The following is a 20068-nucleotide window of genomic DNA, read 5'->3' as shown; positions in this document are numbered from 1 at the left end:
GCGGCGCCCCGCGGAGCTACAGATCGCGCGCGCACCGGGCCCCGATGTTGTTCACGCGATCGGTGGGGTTGCCGGCGTCGCGCTCGGCCACGCGCATGTCCTTCGCCGGCGCGCGGAAGCTCCCGCCGCGTTGCACCCGCATCGGATCGTCGCCCTCCGGGCGGCGCAGCTCCACGCAGTCGATGCACGGCGTGAGGAGCTCGTCGTGCGACCAGTCCATCACCCACTCCCACACGTTTCCGGCCAGGTCCGAGTGACCCCATCGCCCGTCTCCCCTCGGCTTCGAGCCGACCGGCAGGATGTCGCTCAGCGCGCAGCTGCGCGCGGCGCTCCCATCCCCAGTGCAGTCGAACGCGGCGCGGGTGACGTCGACGTCGTCCGCTCCCCACGGGAACGTCCGGTGCTCGTCGCCCCCGGCAGCCGCGTAGTTCCATTCCGCTTCGGAGGGCAGCCGGCCGCCGTCCCACGCGCAGAACGCGAACGCCTCGAACCAGGTGATGCAGTTGATCGGCAGCTCCTCGTTGGCCCCGGGCTCGTCGGTCCACGTCCAGAGGTTGTCGCCATTGCACTTCAGCGCCGATTTCAGCGCCGCAGTGTTCGACGTGAGCATACCTCTCCAGTTCGCGATCCACCCGCTGCCGTCGACGTGCGGGTGCCGGCCGGCCCCGATCGCGGGCGGGTTCGCCTGTACGCCCTGTCCGGCGTCCACGAAGGCGCGGAATCGCCCGACCGTGATCTCGTACTTGTCGAGCCGGAAATCGCTCACGGCCGCAGGGAACGAGTCGTCCGTGCTCGATATACCGTCGTAGCTCCTCAGGTACGTGCCGCAGGGGACCAGCGCGCCGGCGCAGCAGTCCTCCGTGGCGCCGGGCCCGCAGGTCGCCCCGGCGCCGTCGCCGCCGTCCGTACAGCTCGGCGGCACCTCCGCCACGTCCGCGGAGCCGCACGTGTTCGGGCAGCCCGGCTCCCCGCACGTGTCGCAATCCGTCCCGTCGCACCCCCCGCAGGCCCCGGAGGCATCGCACACCTCGCCGCCGTCCTCTCCGCAGGGCGTTCCCGCGGGCCGCGGCCGCTCCGCGCACGCGCCGTTGATGCACACGGCCTCCGTGCAGTCGCCCTGCGGCGAGGGGCACTGCGCCGCATCGATGCAGGCGTCGCTCGAGCCGCCGCTGCTGCCGCTGGTGCCGCCGTTGCTGCCGCTGCTGCTGCCGCCGGCCCCGCTGCCGGTGGTGCCGCTGCCGGTGGTGCCGCCGGCCCCGCTGCCGCCGCTCCCCGCGTCGTTGTCGCTGGGGAACAAGCGAACCTTCTGGCTGCAACCGAACACGAGCGAGACGGACGCAAAGAACACCAATGATCTCATGTGTGCCAAGATACACCACCGCTCGCGTCATGTCGCCGCGCCCGATGGCGAATCGGCGCGGAAACGCGCGGGGGCCCCGCGGCGGCCAGGGCGGCCGCCGCGGCAGGGGCGCCGCGCGCGTCGCTGTGTCGTGGGCTCTCCGGGGCTCGTTCAGGCGGAGCGGCGATTCGAGCTCACCCGCGACTCGTCACGCGCGCCGGCCCGGCTCGATCTGATTGACGTCGCGGACAGCGCCGTTCGCGGCGCTCGTGGCCATGAGCGCGTAGGCGCGCAGGGCAGGGGAGACCTTCCGGTCGCGGTTCGGCCGGAACGCGTCGGCGCCCTGCGCCTCGGCCGCGCGGCGCCGGCGCTCGAGCTCCGCGTCGCTGACGAGGACGTCGATCGTCCGGGCGGGGATGTCGATCCGGATGCGGTCGCCCTCCTCGATGAGCGCGATGGCGCCGCCCTCGGCGGCCTCGGGCGAGACGTGCCCGATGCTCAGGCCCGACGTCCCGCCGCTGAACCGGCCGTCCGTGATCAGGGCGCACGCCTTGCCGAGGCCCTTCCCCTTCAGGAACGACGTCGGATAGAGCATCTCCTGCATGCCAGGGCCGCCCTTCGGGCCCTCGTACACGATGACGACAACGTCGCCCGAGCGGATCTGGTCGTTCCAGATCGCGTCGCACGCAGCCTCCTGCGAATGGAACACCCGCGCCGGCCCCTCGAACTTCCAGATCGACTCGTCGACGCCCGCGGTCTTCACGATGCAGCCGTCCGCGGCGATGTTGCCGTAGAGCACGGCGAGGCCGCCCTCGCGGCTGAAGGCGTGGTCGACGTCGCGGATGCAGCCCTTCACCGCGTCGTCGTCGGTGTCGGCGAAGTACTTGTCCTGCGAGAACGCGACCGTGGTCGGGACGCCGCCCGGCGCGGCGAGCGAGCGCTTCTTCGCGGCCGCCGTCGCCGTGGGGCGGCGGATGTCGTTCTCGTCGATCGCCTCGCCCAGCGTGCGCGCGTGCACCGTGCCCGCCTCCCGGTGGATGAGCCCCGCGCGGTCGAGCTCCCCGAGGATCGTCAGCACGCCGCCCGCGCGGTGCACGTCCTCGACGTGGTAATGCGACGACGGCGCGACCTTGCAGATGTTGGGCACCTTGCGCGACATGCGGTCGATGTCCGACATCTTGAAGTCGACCTGGGCCTCGCGGGCGGTCGCCAGGAGGTGGAGCACCGTGTTCGTCGAGCCGCCCATCGCGATGTCGAGCGCCATCGCGTTCTCGAACGCCTCGAACGTCGCGATGCTCCGCGGCAGCACCGAGGTGTCCCCCTCGACATAGTGCTTCTGCGCGAGCGCGACGACGCGCTTCGACGCCGCCTCGAAGAGCTCCCAGCGCGCCGCGTGCGTCGCGAGCAGCGTCCCGTTGCCGGGCAGCGCGAGCCCGAGCGCCTCGTTGAGGCAGTTCATGCTGTTGGCCGTGAACATGCCGGAGCACGAGCCGCAGGTCGGGCACGCCGACCGCTCCATCGCCGCCAGATCCGCGTCCGTCACCTTGTCGTCGCTGGCCGCGATCATCGGGTCGATGAGGTCGAGCTTCCGGATGAGCGGCTTGCCGTCGCGGTCATGCGTCCCGACGATCTTGCCCGCCTCCATCGGACCGCCGGAGACGAAGACGGTCGGGATGTTGAGCCGCATCGCCGCGAGCAGCATGCCGGGCGTGATCTTGTCGCAGTTCGAGATGCACAGGAGCGCGTCGGCGCAGTGCGCGTTCACCATGTACTCGACGCTGTCGGCGATGAGCTCCCGGCTCGGCAGCGAGTACAGCATGCCGGCGTGGCCCATCGCGATGCCGTCGTCGATGGCGATGGTGTTGAACTCGACGCCCCACCCGCCCGCGGCGTCGATGACCTTCTTCGCCCGCTGCCCCACGTCGTGGAGGTGGACGTGCCCCGGCACGAACTGCGTGAAGCTGTTGGCAATGGCGATGATCGGCTTCTCGAAGTCCGCATCTTTCATGCCGGTGGCGCGCCACAGCGCGCGCGCCCCTGCCATGTTGCGTCCCTGAGTGGATGTACGACTGCGGTATCCGGCCATGCCGGGAACCTACTCCGTTCCAGCCTTGGCGCCTAGCCGACAGGCGGGGCCGGCGTCAGGGGACGACCTCGACCCACGCGGACACGGGCGTGAGCTCGGTCGAGCCCGCATCGACGGCGGTGAGGCTCGCCCCGTACGCGCCGACGCGCCGGTTCCTGCCGAAGGTGATCGCCGGGCCCGGGCCGGGATCGAAGCCCCGCAGCCCCTCGAGCGCCGCGATGAGGCCGGGGCGGGTGAGGTGGGCGCCCGCGCGCTTGAGCGCCTCGACGAGGACGCGCGAAGCGGCGTAGGCGCTCGCCTGGAAGGCGATGTGCCGCGGCGGGATGCGGTGGCGCTCGAGGAACGACGCGAGCGCGCGCTGGGCGAGCTGCTCCGCCTCGTCGAGGGGGTCCGGGTGGAGGAGCAGCACCCGCGCGGCGGCGGCGCGCCGGAGCGAGTCGGGATCGCGCCGCAGCAGGAACGCGGGCGCATAGAGGGCGGGGCGCGGGCCCGCGGAGGGCGGTGACGCGGCGAGCCAGCGCGAGAGCTCGTCGCCCTCGCCGGCGAGCAGGACGGCCCGCGCACCGAGGCGCGCCGCCGCGTCGGCCAGCGCGGCGGCGTCGAAGCGGCCCGGCTCGAAGGGGCGCGAGACCGGGGGCGGCAGGTCGCGGCGCAGCGCCTCGGCGCGCGCCCCGCGCAGGAAGGCGTCCCCTCGCGGGTCGGCCGGGTGGACGACGAGCACGGCCCCCGCGCCCGCAGGGGCGGGGGCGTCGGCGAGGTGCGCGACCGCGACGCGCGCGAGCATGTCGAGGCCGGGCTGGAGGTGGAACACGACGCCATATCCCGGATCCGCGGCGGGGAGCCCGGCGCCGAGGGGGCCGACGAGCGGCACCTCGTCGGCCGCGAGGCGCGCCGCGGCGTCGCTGCGGTCGTCCGCGTCGCCGCCCCAGACGCTCCCGACCAGCGCGAAGACGCGCTGATCCAGGAGGCGCGAGGTCGCGCGCGCGCCGTCGAGGGACTCCTCGCTGTCGGCCACCACGAGCTCGAGCCGCCGGCGGAACACGCCGCCCTGCGCGTTCACCTCGGCGAACGACGCGGCGAGGACGTCGCGGGCCGCGGCGCCCGCCGCGGCGAAGCGCCCGGTGAGCGGGAGCGCGGCGCCGAGCCGGAGCGCCTCCGGCGAGACGCCCGGATCGGCGTCGCGGCCGAGGCAGCGCAGGTAGGCGACCAGGTCGGCGAGGTGCGCGCCGTCGAGCCGGTAGCGCGGCATGACGAGGTGGAGCTCCCGCCCGCCCGGCGCGCGCCCGTCGCGGACGGCGGCCGCGAGCGTCGCCTCGGTGTGCGGGCCGCCCGGGCGATCGGCCGAGAAGAGCCGCTCGGGCGTGAGCGGCGGCGCGGCGACGCCGCCCTCCGCCGTGCCGTCACCGCTCCGGCCGTGACAGCTGGCGCAGGCCGCCGCCTCGCCGTGCAGCGCGGCGCCGCTCGCGCCGAGGCGCCCCTCGACCGGCTCCCCCGAGGCGAGGGCCCCGCGGTGGAAGAGGCGCCTGCCGCGCAGCGCCGCCGGGCTCAGCTCGGCGCACGACGCCGCCTCGCCGCACGACGCCGCGCCGGCGCACGGCGCCGCGGCGCCCGTCGACGCGGCCGCGGCGCTCGGTGATGCGCCGCACGCGCCGCACGCGCCGCACCCGGCGCCCCTCAGCGCGGCGGCGAGGCCGAGCGCCGAGAGCGCGGCGGCGAGGCCGAGCGCCGCGAGCGCGCCGCGCCGCCGCTCCGTCACGAGCCGGCCCATCTCCACCTCACGGCGGGTCGTTGAGGTGATCCACGAGGCGCACGATCGTCTCGGGGCGCTCCGTGGCGGTCGTCTTCAGCCACATGCCGGTCCTCGTGTCGCCGATCAGCAGCGTGGAGGTGTGCTCCTCGGGCTTCTTCGTGAGCCCGCCGAGGCGCCCGAGCACCGTGTCCACGTTCTGCGGGGTGCCGGTCAGGAAGCGCCAGCCGTGGCCCGCGTTGAACCTCGCGGCGTACTGCTTCAGCACCTTCGGCGTGTCGTTGACCGGGTCGACCGTGATCGTGAGGATCATGATCTCCTTGCCGGCGCGCTTGCCGAGGAGCGCCTGCACGCGCGCGAGGTTCGCGGTCATCGTCGGGCACGCGCCCTTGCACGAGGTGAAGGCGAAGTGGATGAGAACCTTCCGGCCGCGCAGGAGGTCGGTGTAGAAGCGGCGCGGGCGCCCGTCCTGGTCGACGAGCTCCGTGTCGGTGAAGTACGCGGCCGAGGCCGCGTCGTCGCTGGCGGACGCGCCGCCGACCTGCGCGCGCGTCCGCTCGGGCGCCGGCTCCCCGGCCGGGCTCGCGGCCGGCAGCGCGAGCGCGAGCGCCGCCGCGAGCAGGGGTGCGCCGCGCCTCATCGCGCGCCTCCCGCGTCCGGGGCGTCGCCGGGCGAGGCGGCGTGGAGGTCGCCGGGCGAGGCGGCGTGGAGATCGATGAACGGCAGCGCGCCGAGCGGGGCGTTGCGCGACTCCGCCGCGAGCAGGAAGCGGTACTGACCGGGCTCGGGGGGCGTGAACGTCACCGAGAAGGCGCCGTCCGGCTCGGCGCGGGGCTGCACGGTGTCCCGGAAGCCGACAGGGAATCGGAAGATCATCACCTTCATCTCCTTTGCTTCGAGCGGAGGCGCCGAGGCCTTCGGCGTCGCGCGGAAGCGCAGCGTCGCGGGCTTCGACACCTCGAGATCGGCGCCCGCGTCGAAGAGCGGCTCGACGGTGAGCCCGGGCGAGCGGTCCTCGGCCGGGACGGCCGAGGGCGCGACCGTCGCCTCGAGGCAGGCGGAGACGCCGCGATCGCGGAGCAGCAGCTCGACGTCGTGCACGCCCTCGTCGCCGAGCCGGACCGTCGCGGCGTACACGCCGGGCTGCACCTCCTTCAGCGATCGATCCTCGAGGAGCGCCGCGCGGGGCTCTCGCCCGTAGTTCGAGAGCGTGCCCATCGGCGCCATCATGCCCTCGACGTAGTAGTAAAGGACCTTGTCGGCCGGGCTCGCGACGATGGCGCCGTTGCCCTCGGGCAGGACGGCGAACGGCGTGGCGCCCCTCCCGCCCTTGGCGGCCCGCGGCGGCTGCTGCCCGACCTGGACCTCGACGACCGCGGGCTTGCCGGGCCGCTCCAGCGAGGGCAGCTCGATGAGCGAGACGCGGCTCTCGCCGAGGTTCCTCACGTAGGCGTACATGTCCGAGAAGGCGACCGCGTCCGGGCCCGCGAACCCGGGGAGCGTGTGCGCGAGCGCTCCCACGGAGGCGTCGAGGATCGACACCTCGCCCTTCGCGGGGTTCAGCGCGAAGGCGAAGCGGCCGCCCGGCGCGAACGCGACCGCGCTGACGCCGGCCTTCACCGCGACGCGCCCCGCGACGGCGCGGCGCCCGGCGTCGAGGATCACGATCTCGCCCCGCGGCTCGTTCGCGACGTAGACGGCGTTCGCGCCGTCGCTCGCCGCGACGGCGGCGGCGCCCTCGCCGACCTCGATCTCGGCGACGGGCTCGAGGGTGCCGGTGTCCACGGCGGTGACGGTGCGGGCGTCGCGGCTCGTGATCCAGGCGGTGCGCCCCTGGCTCGAGAACGCGAGCTCGTGGTGACCGGGGCCGGCGCGCAGCGTCTTCAGCACGCTCGCCGCGCGCGCGTCGACGACGCTGACCGTCCCGTCGCCGTCGTTGCCGACCCACACGGTCCGCCCGTCCGGCGCGACCGCGACGCGCATCGGCTCCGCGCCGACGGGCACGTTGGCCGTCACCAGGCTGCGCCTCGTGTCGACGACGGCGAGGCCGCGCCCGCCCTGGAGCGTCACGTAGAGGCGGTCGCCGTCCGGGTGGAGCGCGAGCGACGTGGAGCCCGCCGCGAGGGTGACGATGCTGCGCAGCTTGGTCCGGGTGAACGCGAGCTGCGGGTTGATGACCGACAGCGTGTTGTCCTGGTTCTGCGTCCACAGGAGGTACGCGTTCATGTCCACGTCCGGGCGGAGGGCGATGCGCCCGGCCATGAAGCTCCTGATCTTGTCCTGGCACCCGGCGTCGTCCGGCGGCGCGTCAGCGCGCCTCGACATCCACGCGAGCGGCCCGAGGTCGCGCGCGGGCGCACCCGTCACCGCGTCGGTGATCGTGAACACGGCGGTCGCGTCGGTGCGCGCCTCCGGGCGGTCTCCGGCGCCGGGGAGCGGCCGGAGCTCGAAGGCGATCGACAGCCCATCTCGCTCGACCCGGCTCACGACCGGGCTCCGCTCGCCCTCGCGCGGGCCCTCCGCGGGCGCCGCGGCGGCAGCGGGCGGGGCAGGCGTCTCCCGCCGACTGCAGGCCGGCGCCGCGGCAGCGCCGAGGACGCATGCGATCAGCATCGACGCATCCCAGCCAATCGCCCCGAACAGCCTGTTCGAATCTGACACGCGTTCTCTCCTGGCATGCACACACCGGCGTGCGCCTCGCCCGGACGCGCGCGCCCGGCGCGACCCATCCGATCGCTGGTTCGGGCCGTCGCCGATGTATCGGCGAAGTCGCCGCCCGGTGTTCGAGATACCGAATCTGTAGGCGCGCGACATCGCGGTCAAAGGGAATCTCGCGTGATCTTCGGCCTGTCTCGTCCGCGGACAGAGCGACATCGCGATCGTCTATGGGCGGAGACGCGAGCGCCGGCGCGCACGGAGCCGTGTGTCTCGGCGAGAGCTCGTCCGACCCGGCTCACCGTCGCGCCGCGCCCCGGCCGGCGGGGCGCGGGCGCGCTGGAGAGCTCGTGGATTGGTGGCGGGGGCGAGCCGGCGTGACGTGACGAAGGCGCTTACCGCGTGACGCGGAAGATGCCCCAGAGGCCGTCGGAGACCTTGAAGCTCGGCTGGTCGAGGTAGAGCCGGTCGCCGGGGACGGCGAACTTCCCGCCCGCGCCGAAGAACGGGACGACGTTGTGGTGCGTCATGGCGCCGACGGGGTGCTCGACGGCGATGTTCAGCACCTCGTCGTTCTCGCCGATCCGCCGGGAGTACGCCCCCGCGGCGAAGGGGTTGTGCGGCCACTCCGCGCCCCAGAGCGCGAAGGCGTGCTGGCGCCGGTGTGCGGACGGATTCACGATGCGCACGCGCAGCTGCTGCGCGGCGCGGGCCCTGAAGATCGGCGTCGCCGGATCGTCGCCGGCGAAGATATCGCGCAGGTCCCTCTCGTTGAGCTCCACAAGCGCGAGCTCGGGCTTGATCCCGAGCCGCGCCCAGAACGGCTCGGTGCGGTAGTTGAAGGCCTCGTGGCCCGTGTCCTCCGCGTCGTCCTCGGCGCTGTAGTTCCGGAGGGCGGTGCCGCAGTTGAGGCTCTCATCGGCGCACTGGAACTTCTCCTTGTCCGAGTGCAGGGCGACCTCGTCCTGATAGACGAGCACGAACTCCCGGAACGATCGCCTGGCGCCGTGCTCGTCCGTGAAGGTGATATCCGCCTGGGCGCGCGTGCCCCGGTCGGTGCGCCAGGTGGCGCCCTGAGGCTCGACGATGAGGGCGCCGACGGCGCCGTGCATGCCGTGGTTCACGACGTCGGCCATGTCCTTGAGGTTGATCGCGCCGTACTCGACGGCCCGGTGCTCGCCGAGGTCGAGCCTGCCCTTCTGGGAGATCTCGCCGGCATACCACGTGTATTCGCGGGACTCGCCGGGCGCGACGGTCTGCACCGGGTTGTGCCCGACGTTGGCCCCGTCGTCGGTCCTGACGTCGTAGGACACGAGCTGCGGGTGCAGCGAGACGTGGTTCGACGGCCTGACCTGGTTGGTGTTGAACCCGTCGACGATCGGCGGATTGTAGTTCCAGTGCGGCGTCTTCGGCAGCCTGCGAGGCAGGTCGTTGACGAGCGTCACCTTGATGCAGTCGCCCGCGGCGGCGCGCAGGATGAGCGGCTCCGGGGCGTAGTCCTCGTCGCGGAGGCGCGGAAGATCCTCGTCGTGGACGAACAGGATCGCATCAGGATCGTAGAGTTTGAATTTCTCGTTGTAGGTGAGGCGGCCGCCCGGCAGGTTGTCCTTCGCGGTGATCGCGTGGACGGTATACCTGGTCACGGGCGCGTCCGCGGGGCAGATCGGGAAGCGCCTGGGCCCGTGCGGCGCCTCGTCCCGGGCCCGGGGCAGCGGCCGGAGGCCCGGGGTGCCCCGCGGGTGGATCCTCAGGATGCCCCACATGCCGTCCCAGAGGTCGTCGGTGGTCGCGCTCTGGTACATGTAGTCGCCGGGGCCACCGGCGCTGCGCGCGGAGGCCGTGGGCCCGAGCCCGAGCTCGAAGTGCTCGGAGATGCCGAGGGGTTGAGCGTTCGTGAAGCCGCTGTCCGGGTCGGCGACCTCCCTGAGCCATTTCTTGCCGTTGATGGAGAGGACGTGCTGTTCCTCCTGCGCGCCCTGGAGGAGGCGCACCCGGACGTCGTCGCCCTCATGCGCTTCGAGCAGGGGCGTGTACGGATCGCGGTGGACCCGGGAGCTGAACACATTGTGCATCTCCCCCTCGGCGTTCGCCTTCTGCTTGACCTCGCCCGTATGGCAGTCGCGCTTGGCGATGCGCAGCGGGATCGGCTCGTTGCGGTAGTTGACGAGCCCTCCGCCGGGATCGGCCGCGGAGATCGCCTCCGGCGCGAACACCTTGCGGTGCTCGACCGCGAGCGGGAGCGGCGCCTCCTGCACCGTCGGCGGGTTCACCGGGTCGCCGCACTCGTCGAAGAGGAGGGCGAAGTCGGCGATGGCGAGGTTGAACTCGCGGAACGGCCTCAGCGGGGAGCCCCTCGGGGGAATGATGTCGGCCTGGAAGCTCGTGGGCCCGCCGTCGAAGCGCGTGCCGAACTGCGTTCCTGTCTTGGGGTCGAACCATTCCGAGCCGGGCGGCTCGACGACAAGCCCCATGTAGAGGCCGTGCTGCTGGTGAGAGGAGGGGCCGAAATGGTCGTGAGAGAAGGAGGCGTTGAGGGTGCGATCCTGATCTTTCTGATTCACCACCGGGGAAGCCCACCACCGCTGCACCGTGGTCTGCAGGCCGTATCCCGCGTGTGGCATGCGGTAATGTTGCTTCGGGATCAGCCGGACGCGGATGCCGCCCTCCTCGGTCGAGCCGTCGGCCCAGAAGGCGCCGCCGAGCGCGTTGGCCGCCGCGATGCGCTGCAGGACCTCCTGCGCCGCGAACGTCCCGTCCTCGTAGTTGAAGCCGTTTCCCGAGCCGTCCGAGGACGTGACGTCGAACTTCACCAGGTGGATGTGCTGGCCGACGGTGTCCGTGGGCGTGTAGATCTGGAACGGGTCCTCTTCCAGGGCTTCGGGGAGGCGGTTCGTCGCCTCGAAGACGACGCACTCGCCCGATTCGGCGCGGACGAACAGCGGCTCCGGCGGCCGGCGGCCCGCCAGCGTCGCGTCGACGTCCTGCTCGAGGACCTGGATGCGCATCTGCCGGTCGCGCCAGCGGTGCCGGTTGACAACGGCGTCGAGCTGGATCACGGCGCTGCGATACTTGCGCAATCCCGCCTCCGGCGGGCAGGGGTTCGCATAGGGCGCGCCCGGCGCCGGCGGCTGGCCGTTCACGACGAACTTCGATGGCTCACCTTCCGGCGTGAACGCTGGATACGCCGCCGCAGGGAATCCTTCTGGCGTCGTGACCCGCTCCGCCCGAGGGGGGACCAGGCCGGCGTGGAAATCCTGGGCGTCGAGCTCAGCGGGCGTCCCCGCGTCGGGCAGCAGCTTGAGGTTTGCCTTGATCAGGTCCACAGCGAACCTGCGGCGCTCCCCGCCGAAGATAGCGCCGCCCGGCGGCACGCTCGTGACGATGTGGCGCGGGAGCCCGCCGTCGACCACGAGATCGCGCGGCGGCTGAGAGGCCCTGTGGCCTTCCTGGGCAGCGATGTAGAACGGATACCCCGGCAGCGCCGGCCGCACCTTCTTGCGGCCGCCGGGCAGCTCCACGACCGTGGGCTTGTAGGTCGGCATGGGCGGCATCCCGAGCTCCGGAATGGGCACCACCGCGGGGATGGGCGTCCCGCCCTTGATCTCGCCGTCCGGCAGCAAGCGATCGCGCGTGCCGGCCTCGAAGACGTCGTGGTTGCGGATGAGCTCCCACATGCCCTGCGCGAAGTGGGGATACAGGTGGCAGTGGAATATCGCGTCTCCTGGCGTCAGGTTGACGTTGCCGGCCCGGGTGATGTTGTAAGTGAAGGCCCCGCCCGGACCGATGGATTGCGCGTCCAGGGTCATGCCGTTCTCGTTGTTCGGCGCCTTCAACCACTGGTGGGAATGGAGGTGGAAGACGTGCGTCTCCTTCGGGCCTGCGTGGATGTTCCTGATCCAGACGGGATCGCCGAGGTAGGCGTGATGGACGTTCGAGGGGTCGTCCGGGAACAGCGCCCGCGTCGCGCGGCCGCGCCTGTCCCGCTCGACGACCATCGCTGGATCGCCGTTGGCCCACGAGGTCAGGAAGAACTCCTCGTACTTGCACTCGACGCACTCCTTGCTGGGGCCGATCCGCTGCCGGTTGGCGAGGAGGATCGATCCGAACCCGGAGGCGCCGTAGTTGATCCCGAAGCCGTCGCGCACGCCGTGGAAGTCCTCGTCCTTGTCGAGCTCCGGGAACGCCTGGACGGCCCTCAGCTCGTCGTGGAAGAGCGCCGTGAACTCGCGGAACCGGCCCCGGGCCACCGGGATTGGTCCGTCGAGCTGGCTCTCGTCGTAGCCGGCGATGATCGCGTTGAGGTCGCCGTGGACGATCTCGTTGTCGTCGTTGAGCATCCTGAGGATCGGCTCGCCGCGCTCGTCCACCGCGTCGTAGTCGATGAGCGGCGTGCCGTCGGGGTTCGTCCCGGAGAACGAGGCGGCCTTCAGCTCCTCGGCCGTGACCTGCGACCGGTAGGCGATCGCCCCCGCCGGCTCGACGGTGACCGCGCCGAACAGCCCGAGCACCGTCAAGGCGCCGTCCCCCTCGCCGCCGCCGGCTATCGGGGTGCCGCTGTGGAAGAGGAACGTCCCCTCGCGGTCGGCGAAGAGCTCGTAGCGGCGCGTCTCGCCGGGGTCGGCGAGGGAGTCAGGCCCGTCGCCGACGTTGCCGCCGAGCGCGTCGATGTCTCTGATCTGGAGGCCGGCGACGTGCACGGACGCGCTCCTCGTCCTCGGGGAGTCGCCTGGTCGCCTGTTCGCTGGCCGGAGCAGGTTGGTGAACTTGATCTGGAGCTTGTCCCCGACGTTCACGCGCAGCACGAGCGGCCTTGGCCGCTTGCCGGGCCGCAACATGACGTTGCCGGGGCGGAGCGGCTCACCCGGCCGGATGGGCACGACGTCCCGCTTGAGCGCGTACATCATGCCCTCGGGGTTGAACGACCCGAATCGATTGTAAACGTAGACCTGATCGAGCGCCACGACGTCGGCGTACACGGTCCTGCCCGTCGTGGCGCGCTCCTCCGTCACCCTCTCGACCGCTTCACGAGCCTCGTCGGTCGGCTCGTCGTCCGGGCCAACGCAGCCAGCCAGCCCGAGCGCCACGGCAGCCCAGCCAAGCGCTTTGAGCAGTTTGTTTCTGAACAAGTTACCCCCCTATCCGGCGCGCACACACACACACGTGCGTCTTACCCTGGACGTCCAGCGCTTCCCGCGCTCGTCCAGAGCTTCACCACCGACATGGCTGGCGGCCGTCCGCCGAAGACTGGCCACCAGAGCCGGACCGAGGTCCGGGTAAGCGACTTTGTGAGATTGATATATTGTCGTCAAATAGAATTGCTCGCGTCCGCCTGCGGCGCCGCTGTTCCGGGTGGAACACGAGCTTTACGACGATCGCGTGCTCGATCTGGGCTGTGGGTATGCTGGAGAGTCGAGCGCGTCTCCCGCCACGCAGGCGCCGACGGACGGGACGACAAGGGGCTGTGATGGCGCTCCTCGCCGAGGCGCTCGATCCGCACGTCCTGGCCAGGAGCGCCGCCAGGCCCCTCGACGGGGCGGGCTCCCGTCCACGACGTCGTGACACGCCGTCCCGGCCGCGCTGCGCGGCGAGCCTCGCTGGCGGGGGACTATCGGCCTTGCGGCTTCGACCACCGATCCACGGCGACCATCGCGGCGCCGAGACCATCGATGTACGTGCCGTGCCGGAACGTCGCGCGCTTGAGCGCCGCGACCAGCGTGACCAGGATCTGGCGCGCCTCGTCCCGCTCCCGCCGCAGGTCCTGGACCTCATCCCGCGACGGCCGGTTGACGGCCGCAGGTTGCCCGGCGTCCTTCGTGCCTGTCTGCTTTGTTCTCTCGGACATGGGTCTCATCCTCCCATACCAAAGTAGCGCTCTCCTGCCCGCGTCATCAACCTCCTGATGAGGTATTTGAATCGCTGTTCGTATCCCGGCCCACGTCGGCTTCGGAGCGCGCGACGAGGGTGACGAGGCCGCGCGCGATCTCGCGATGAACGACGCGGAAGCCGGCCGCTTCGAGCGCGCCGCAGACCCAGTCCGGGGAGAGCCGCAGCTTGCGATAGAAGCTCGCTGACATCCTCCACCGGCCGTCTTCTCGGCTGCGCGTGTGGACGATGTCGTGCACCTTGACGGTCTCCGGTTCGTACTCGAGGAAACAGGTCATGATCACATCGGCCGAGTCGTGAACCGGGATGAACCGATCGACGCCCTCGAGCTCGCGGGTGAGGTCGCGAAACGTGAGCGCGAGCCGGCCGCCCGGGGTGAGCCGGCGGGCGCAGCCGGCGAACATGCGCTCCACGTCGGCCTTGCTGCCAAGATGAGGGAGCGTGTCGCCCATGCACACGGCGAGCTCGCAGAGGGGGCCTGATCGCTCCAGCGCCTCGAGGAGATCGGCTTGCACGAGGTCGACGGGGAGCTGCCCGCGGCGCGCGGCGAGCTCGGCGAGGAGCTTGTCGGAGGTGTCCACCGCCGTCACCCGGAACCCGAGCTGCGCCAGCGCGAGCGACTGAAAGCCGGAGCCGCACCCGAGGTCGATGGCCTCGCAGGGGCGCTCGGGGCCGGCGCGCAGGCCGAGGCGCTCGAGCAGCGCGCGCTGCTCGGCGACCTTGGCGTCGTGATCCCCGAACATCCGCGAGTAGTGTTCGGCGAGGAGCGTGTCGTAGTGATCGGCGACGGTGGGCATGGCTCTCTTTCTCCGCGGCCATCCTACAGCCGCGGGCGAGCCCGCCGCACGAGCGCCCCGCGTCGAGCACGCCGAGCACGCCAAACACACACGGACGCACGGTGGCGCACCAGAATCGTGTGCGCTCGAAAATTTCTGTTCTGCTTTGACGTGTTCGTGATATCTTGATTGGAACGCGACTTTTACTCCGACATCGAATCTGGCGTCATCGATGTTGGAAGGCATCGGGAATGATCCCGGAGCGATGTTGAGGAGGGAGAGGTCGCGCTGCTGTGCGCAGGTGGTTTCGTCGGACGGGGAAGAATGAGATACGGCGCGCTTCGACCGAGCGCGCCTGTCGCTCGCGCGGGCCTGACGCTCTTCGAGAGCGCGCCTCGCGCGAAGCGCGCTGACGGCCCCGTCGGCAGACCAGCCAGGCAAGCCGGAGAGCCCGGGCGAGCGGTCAAGCCGGGTGACCAGGCAGCCGGAACGACGAACGAGCCAGAACGACAGGCGAGCCAGAACACCAGGTGAGCCCAGGCGAGCCGCGCCGCGCTCTCGCGCGCGCCGCTCAGCCAGCGCCGGTCGGCCTCGCGCTCGCCAGGACGCGAGAAGCGGACCGAACGGTGAACGCCGGTGAACGCCGGTGAACGCCGGTGAACGCCGGTGGCCTGTGACGCAGTCCGAGCGACGCTCGGCGCGAGGCGGCGCGTCGAGCGTGGCAGCCGGCTGAACAGCGCGGGTCCTGGTGCTGGTAAGCGCTGCTGAGAAATGAGTTGCGGAAAGTGCCAGTCTCAGGCACGATCAAAGGTTTTTGCACCGGGGTGTCTGCGGTCTCGCCGGGTGGACGCGGGCCGCGGAACACATCGGAACGAAGGAGCGGAGTGCATGAAGACGGTTGGCAATTGGCTCTCCAGGTGTTCGCGATCGCTCGTCGCGGCGGGCGTGGCTGCGCTCCTCTCCTCCACGCCGAGCGCGGCCTCGGCAGAGGGCCCGGGCGCGGCGCAGCAGGCTGCGCCCAAGGCCGCTCCCGCGGCGGCCGGGGTCGCGGAGAGCGCGCCTCTGGCTGAGTCCGCTGATGCCCCCGGTGCGGGGGAGTGGGACAGCTACTCCGTGGAGGTGTACGGCATGCTGGTCTCCCGCGCGGGGAAGGTCGCGACCCTGCTGCCGCTCGTGGCCACGACCGCGACGCCCGTCGCCGCGGGCACCAAGGCGGTGCTCTTCCGCAGGATCGAGGATCCCAAGAGCTCGAGTCCGGCGAAATGGGTCGAGATCGCCAGGGTGACCATGAAGAAGATCGAGTCGACCGGCAACATGCAGCTCACCATCGACTCGGAGCACCAGGCGGCGACCGGCGACAAGGGCAAGAGACCGGGGCACTTCGTGAAGGGCGCCCGGCTCAAGCTCGCGATCCAGTAGCGCCGACATCGCCTGTCCGCCGAGGGGCCGCGGCGTGAGCTGCGTCGCACCGGGCGGCGCGGCGATCGCGCGTTCGCGCGTTCACCGCGCGGCGTACCGGGAGCGGGGCAGGGGTGGGAGCGGCGGCGCGAGCAGGGGAGGGGGCGGCGGTGGTCGCGTGGACCACGCCTGCGGCGCGCGCGGTCCACCTGCGGATCTCGACGGCCACGCACGACATTTTGAAACGCCGGGCCTCATCGTTGGTAGAGTCGACTTGCGGAGACGAGCGACGACGATGAACGCCCTTCGATCCTGGCTCTCGCAACTGAATCGCGCCGAGGTGACCGAGTTCGCCGTGGCCACGGGGCGCATGCCCAGCGTCAAGGTCTCGGGCGCCTTCCAGGCGGTCGATCCCGCCGCCCTCTCGACGGAGGACATCCTCATGCTCCTCAGCGCGCTCGGCGGCGGCCGCTTCATCGAGACCCTCGGCGCGAAGCCGTCGCAGTGGCACATCCGCATCGAGGGCATCGGCGCCATCTCCGTCGTCGCCGCGCGCCAGGGCGACCTCGTGCACGCCCGCATGACGCGGATGCAGCCCTCGACCGGCGCGTCCGGCGCCGCGGCCGCCGGATCCGGCGCAACGGCGGCCGCCTCCGGCACCGCGGCGACGGCCTCCGGCGCCGCGGCCGCCGCGGCCGCGGCGCCGCCTGCCCGCCCCTCGCAGCAGTTCTCCATGCGGGAGCACCTCGCCCCCGATGAGGCGCAGCGCCCGCCGCGCGAGCCCGAGGCGAAGCGCACGAGCTCCTCCGAGATCGCGATCGACCTCCGCGGTGCCCCGCCTCCCGCCGAGCCTCGCCCGGGCCGCGCCTCGACCCCGCGCCTCGACCCGCGAGCCGACGAGGCGCCGGCCGCCGAGCGCGCCCCGCCGGCCCCGCGCGCGCTCACGCCGCTGCCCCAGGAGCCCCGCGCCGCGCGCGCGGCCGCGGCGGGCGCGCGGGCGCGGCCCTCGTCCGCCGACATGCAGGCAGGCGCCCTCGACGGCCTGCTCGCCATGGCGCGCGACCAGGGCGCGAGCGACCTCCACCTCGTCGCCGGCCGCCCGCCGCTCCTGCGCGTCGCGGGCGAGCTCGTGCCGCGCGGCGATCCGCTCGACCCGGCCGCGGTCGAGTCGCTCCTGCTCCCTCGCGTCCCCGCGCGCCTCGCGCCGGTGCTCGCGGCCGAGGGCTCCTGCGACTTCGCCCTCGAGCTCGGCGCGCTCGGCCGCTTCCGGGTGAACATCGCGCGCCACCGCCAGGGCTACAAGGGCTGCTTCCGCCTGATCGCGCGCAGCATCCCCACCCTCGCGTCGCTCGGCCTGCCGGACGCCATCGGGCTCGCCACCCGCCATCACCAGGGACTCATCGTGATCACGGGGCCGACGGGCCACGGCAAGACCACGACGCTGACCGCGATCGTCGATATCCTGAACCGCGAGACGAGCCACCACATCATCACGGTCGAGGATCCCGTCGAGTTCGTCCACGCGCGCGGCAAGGCGATGATCAGCCAGCGCGAGGTCGGCACCCACACCCGCTCCTTCGAGAACGCGCTGAAGGCGTCGCTGCGCGAGGACCCCGACGTCATCGTCGTCGGCGAGCTCAGGGACACGGCGACGGTCCGGATGGCGCTGGCGGCGAGCGAGACGGGCCACCTCGTCCTCGGCACCATGAACACCCCGAGCGCGGCGAAGACGATCGATCGGCTGATCGACCTCTTCCCGCCCGGCGATCAGCAGCAGGTCCGCGTCACGCTCGCGGGCGGCCTCCGGCTCATCGTCAGCCAGCGGCTCCTGCCGAGCGCCGACGGCCAGCGCATGGTCGCCGCGGCCGAGGTCCTGCCCGGCTCGGTCGCGCTCTGGAACCTCATCCGCGACTCCAAGACGTTCCAGATCCCGAGCCTCCAGCAGCGCGGCAAGGGCCTCGGGATCATCCGCCTCGACGACTCGCTGGCCGAGCTCGTCCGCGCTGGCAAGACCACGCTGGAGGCGGCGCTCGCGGTCGCGGAGGCGCCCGACGAGCTCGAGGCCGTCCTCGCCGGCAAGCGGCAGCCCGCGCTGACGCCCGACAGGCGGCCGCCCGCGCCGCCGCCGGACGCCTCGAAGGCCGCCGCCCCCGAGGCGGGCAAGGGCCTCTTCGAGCGCGCGGGCGCGCTCTTCGGGAAGAAGGGAGGCTAGCGTGGCCAGGATCGACCGCCTCTTCGACGAGCTCCTGTCCAGGAAGGGCAGCGACCTACACCTCGGCGTCGGCTATCCGCCCCTCGTCCGCGCCCGCGGCGAGCTGATCGCCGTGCGCGACACGCCCCTCGACACGGCCGAGATGGAGGCGCTCCTCTTCGAGATCACCACCCCCGAGGAGCGGCGGCGGATCGTCGACGAGCTCGACCTCGACTTCGCCTACTCCTACGCCGACAAGGCGCGCTTCCGCGCCAACTACTTCTACAAGACCACCGGGCTCGCGGCCGTCTTCCGCACCATCCCGAGCAAGATCCTCTCCCTCGACGACCTCGGCTGTCCCGAGATCATCCGCCGGCTGTCCGATCGGCCGAGCGGCCTCATCTTGATCACGGGCCCGACGGGCTCCGGCAAGTCCACGACGCTCGCGGCGATGATCGACCACATCAACCGCTCGCGCGCCTGCCATGTCCTCACGATCGAGGACCCCGTAGAGTTCGTGCACAGCCCCATCCGGGCGCAGATCACGCACCGCGAGGTCGGCCCCGACGCGGGGAGCTTCGCGAGCGCGATCCGCAGCGCCGGGCGGGAGGACGCCGACGTGATCCTGATCGGCGAGCTCCGGACCAACGAGACCATGAAGCTCGCCTTGCAGCTCGCGAGCTTCGGCGTCCTCGTGTTCGGCACGGTCCACACGAACAGCGCCGCGGCGACGATCGACCGCATCATCAACGCGTTCCCCGCCGACGAGCAGCTCCAGGTCCGCGGCATGCTCTCCGAGAGCCTCGCCGCGATCATCGCCCAGCAGCTCCTCCGCACGAAGGACGGCGCCGGCCGCGTCGCCGCGCACGAGATCCTCGTCGGATCGAGCGCGCTCTCCGCGATGATCCGCGAGGGCAAGACGTTCCAGATCACGAACCTGATGCAGGCCGGCCGCTCCGCCGGCATGCAGACGATGGACATGGCGCTGGAGCGGCTCGTCAAGAAGGACACCATCTCCGTCCAGGCGGCGCTCGAGAAGGCGATCGACAAGGACAGCTTCCAGCGGCTCTTCGCCGAGCCGCAGGCGCTGTCTTGATGAAGAAGTGTTTCGCCGCGACCCGGGCGGCGCCGCGCGCGCCCGGGCCGGCGTATCCTCGCAGGAACGAACCATGCAGCCGACCGCACAGGACAGCCATCCGCTCGACCTCGACGCCTACCTGAACCGCATCGGCTACCGCGGAGCGCTCGCCCCGACGCGGGAGGTGCTCGACGCGCTCCACACCGCGCACGTCCGCTCGATCCCGTTCGAGAACGTGGACGTCCTGCTCGGCCGCGGGATCCGCATCGACCTCGGCAGCGTGCAGGCGAAGCTCGTCCAGGCGCGCCGCGGGGGCTACTGCTTCGAGCACAACAGCCTGTTCGTCGCGGTGCTGCGCCGGATCGGGTTCAAGGTCACGACGCTCATCGCGCGGGTGCGCTTCCTGCAGAGCGACATCACCCCGCGGTCTCACATGCTGTCGCTGATCGACATGCCCGGCGGGCCGCTCCTCGCGGACGTCGGCTTCGGCGGGCCGGGCCTCTCGCGGTCCGTGCGGCTCGTCGAGGGCGAGCTCCAGCCGCAGGACGTCGATGTGGTCAGCCTCCGCCGGGAGGGCTCGTCGTTCTGGGTGCTCGAGTCGAGGATGGGCGAGCAGCCGCAGGACCTCTACGCGTTCACGCTCGAGGAGAACCACCCTGTCGATTACGAGGTGGCGAACCACTTCACGTCGACGCACCCGGGCTCGCTGTTCGTGAACAACCTGATCGCGGCGCTCCCCACGCCGGAGGGCCGCGTGACGCTGCGCAACCGCACCCTGGGCGTGCTCCGTCACGGCCAGCTCGAGCGCGTCGAGCTCGACCGCGAAGCGATCGTCGGCGTGCTCCGGGATCGCTTTGGGCTGGAGCTCCCGGCCGGGGCGCAGCTCTCCTGCCCCGGCCTGGACGCCTGAGGAGG

Annotated in this window: 12 protein-coding genes; 4 read left to right on the top strand and 8 right to left on the bottom strand. The window is 72.0% G+C overall.

The genetic code is table 11. The features are described 5' to 3' along the window. Positions 1-16 precede the first annotated feature (16 nt). The 8 genes from WME96_RS29425 to WME96_RS29390 form a co-directional block, all read right to left on the bottom strand. Positions 17-1360: a formylglycine-generating enzyme family protein gene (locus WME96_RS29425; protein WP_437284914.1), complete on the bottom strand. Its 1344-nt coding sequence runs from the start codon at positions 1358-1360 to the stop codon at positions 17-19. Positions 1361-1547: 187 nt separating this feature from the next. Beyond that, complete coding sequence (gene ilvD / locus WME96_RS29420; RefSeq protein WP_437284913.1) at positions 1548-3425, bottom strand: dihydroxy-acid dehydratase; 1878 nt, start codon at positions 3423-3425, stop codon at positions 1548-1550. A 55-nt stretch (positions 3426-3480) separates the two neighbouring features. Next, positions 3481-5193, bottom strand: coding sequence for a cytochrome c/ABC transporter substrate-binding protein (locus tag WME96_RS29415; RefSeq protein ID WP_437284912.1), 1713 nt, complete (start codon positions 5191-5193; stop codon positions 3481-3483). A 7-nt stretch (positions 5194-5200) separates the two neighbouring features. Then, positions 5201-5812, bottom strand: a complete 612-nt coding sequence (locus tag WME96_RS29410) for an SCO family protein (protein WP_437284911.1) — start codon at positions 5810-5812, stop codon at positions 5201-5203. Beyond that, a complete protein-coding gene (locus WME96_RS29405) occupies positions 5809-7833 on the bottom strand; it encodes a cytochrome D1 domain-containing protein (protein ID WP_437284910.1) in 2025 nt (674 codons plus the stop codon). The genes WME96_RS29410 and WME96_RS29405 overlap by 4 nt, the downstream gene beginning before the upstream one ends. Positions 7834-8222: 389 nt before the next feature. Further along, positions 8223-12953, bottom strand: coding sequence for a copper oxidase (locus WME96_RS29400; protein WP_437284909.1), 4731 nt, complete (start codon positions 12951-12953; stop codon positions 8223-8225). Between the two features lie 479 nt (positions 12954-13432). Then, positions 13433-13669, bottom strand: coding sequence for a hypothetical protein (locus tag WME96_RS29395; RefSeq protein WP_437284908.1), 237 nt, complete (start codon positions 13667-13669; stop codon positions 13433-13435). A gap of 46 nt (positions 13670-13715) precedes the next feature. Further along, positions 13716-14507 (bottom strand): class I SAM-dependent methyltransferase, encoded by a 792-nt coding sequence (locus tag WME96_RS29390; protein WP_437284907.1) that lies wholly within the window; start codon positions 14505-14507, stop codon positions 13716-13718. Between the two features lie 867 nt (positions 14508-15374). Here WME96_RS29390 and WME96_RS29385 point away from each other — a divergent pair. From WME96_RS29385 to WME96_RS29370, 4 genes are all read left to right on the top strand, one after another. Then, positions 15375-15905 carry a hypothetical protein gene (locus WME96_RS29385; RefSeq protein ID WP_437284906.1) on the top strand — a complete coding sequence of 177 codons (531 nt, stop codon included), beginning with the start codon at positions 15375-15377 and terminating at the stop codon, positions 15903-15905. A 274-nt stretch (positions 15906-16179) separates the two neighbouring features. Then, positions 16180-18096, top strand: coding sequence for a type IV pilus twitching motility protein PilT (locus WME96_RS29380; protein WP_437284905.1), 1917 nt, complete (start codon positions 16180-16182; stop codon positions 18094-18096). 1 nt (position 18097) lies between these two features. Beyond that, complete coding sequence (locus WME96_RS29375; RefSeq protein WP_437284904.1) at positions 18098-19171, top strand: type IV pilus twitching motility protein PilT; 1074 nt, start codon at positions 18098-18100, stop codon at positions 19169-19171. A 73-nt stretch (positions 19172-19244) separates the two neighbouring features. Next, a complete protein-coding gene (locus WME96_RS29370; RefSeq protein ID WP_437284903.1) occupies positions 19245-20063 on the top strand; it encodes an arylamine N-acetyltransferase family protein in 819 nt (272 codons plus the stop codon). Positions 20064-20068 lie beyond the last annotated feature (5 nt).

Origin of the sequence: Sorangium sp. So ce406 (assembly GCF_051474675.1) — a bacterium.
GTDB lineage: Bacteria > Myxococcota_A > Polyangia > Polyangiales > Polyangiaceae > Sorangium > Sorangium cellulosum_G.
This window is presented reverse-complemented; position numbering and strand designations above follow the sequence as displayed.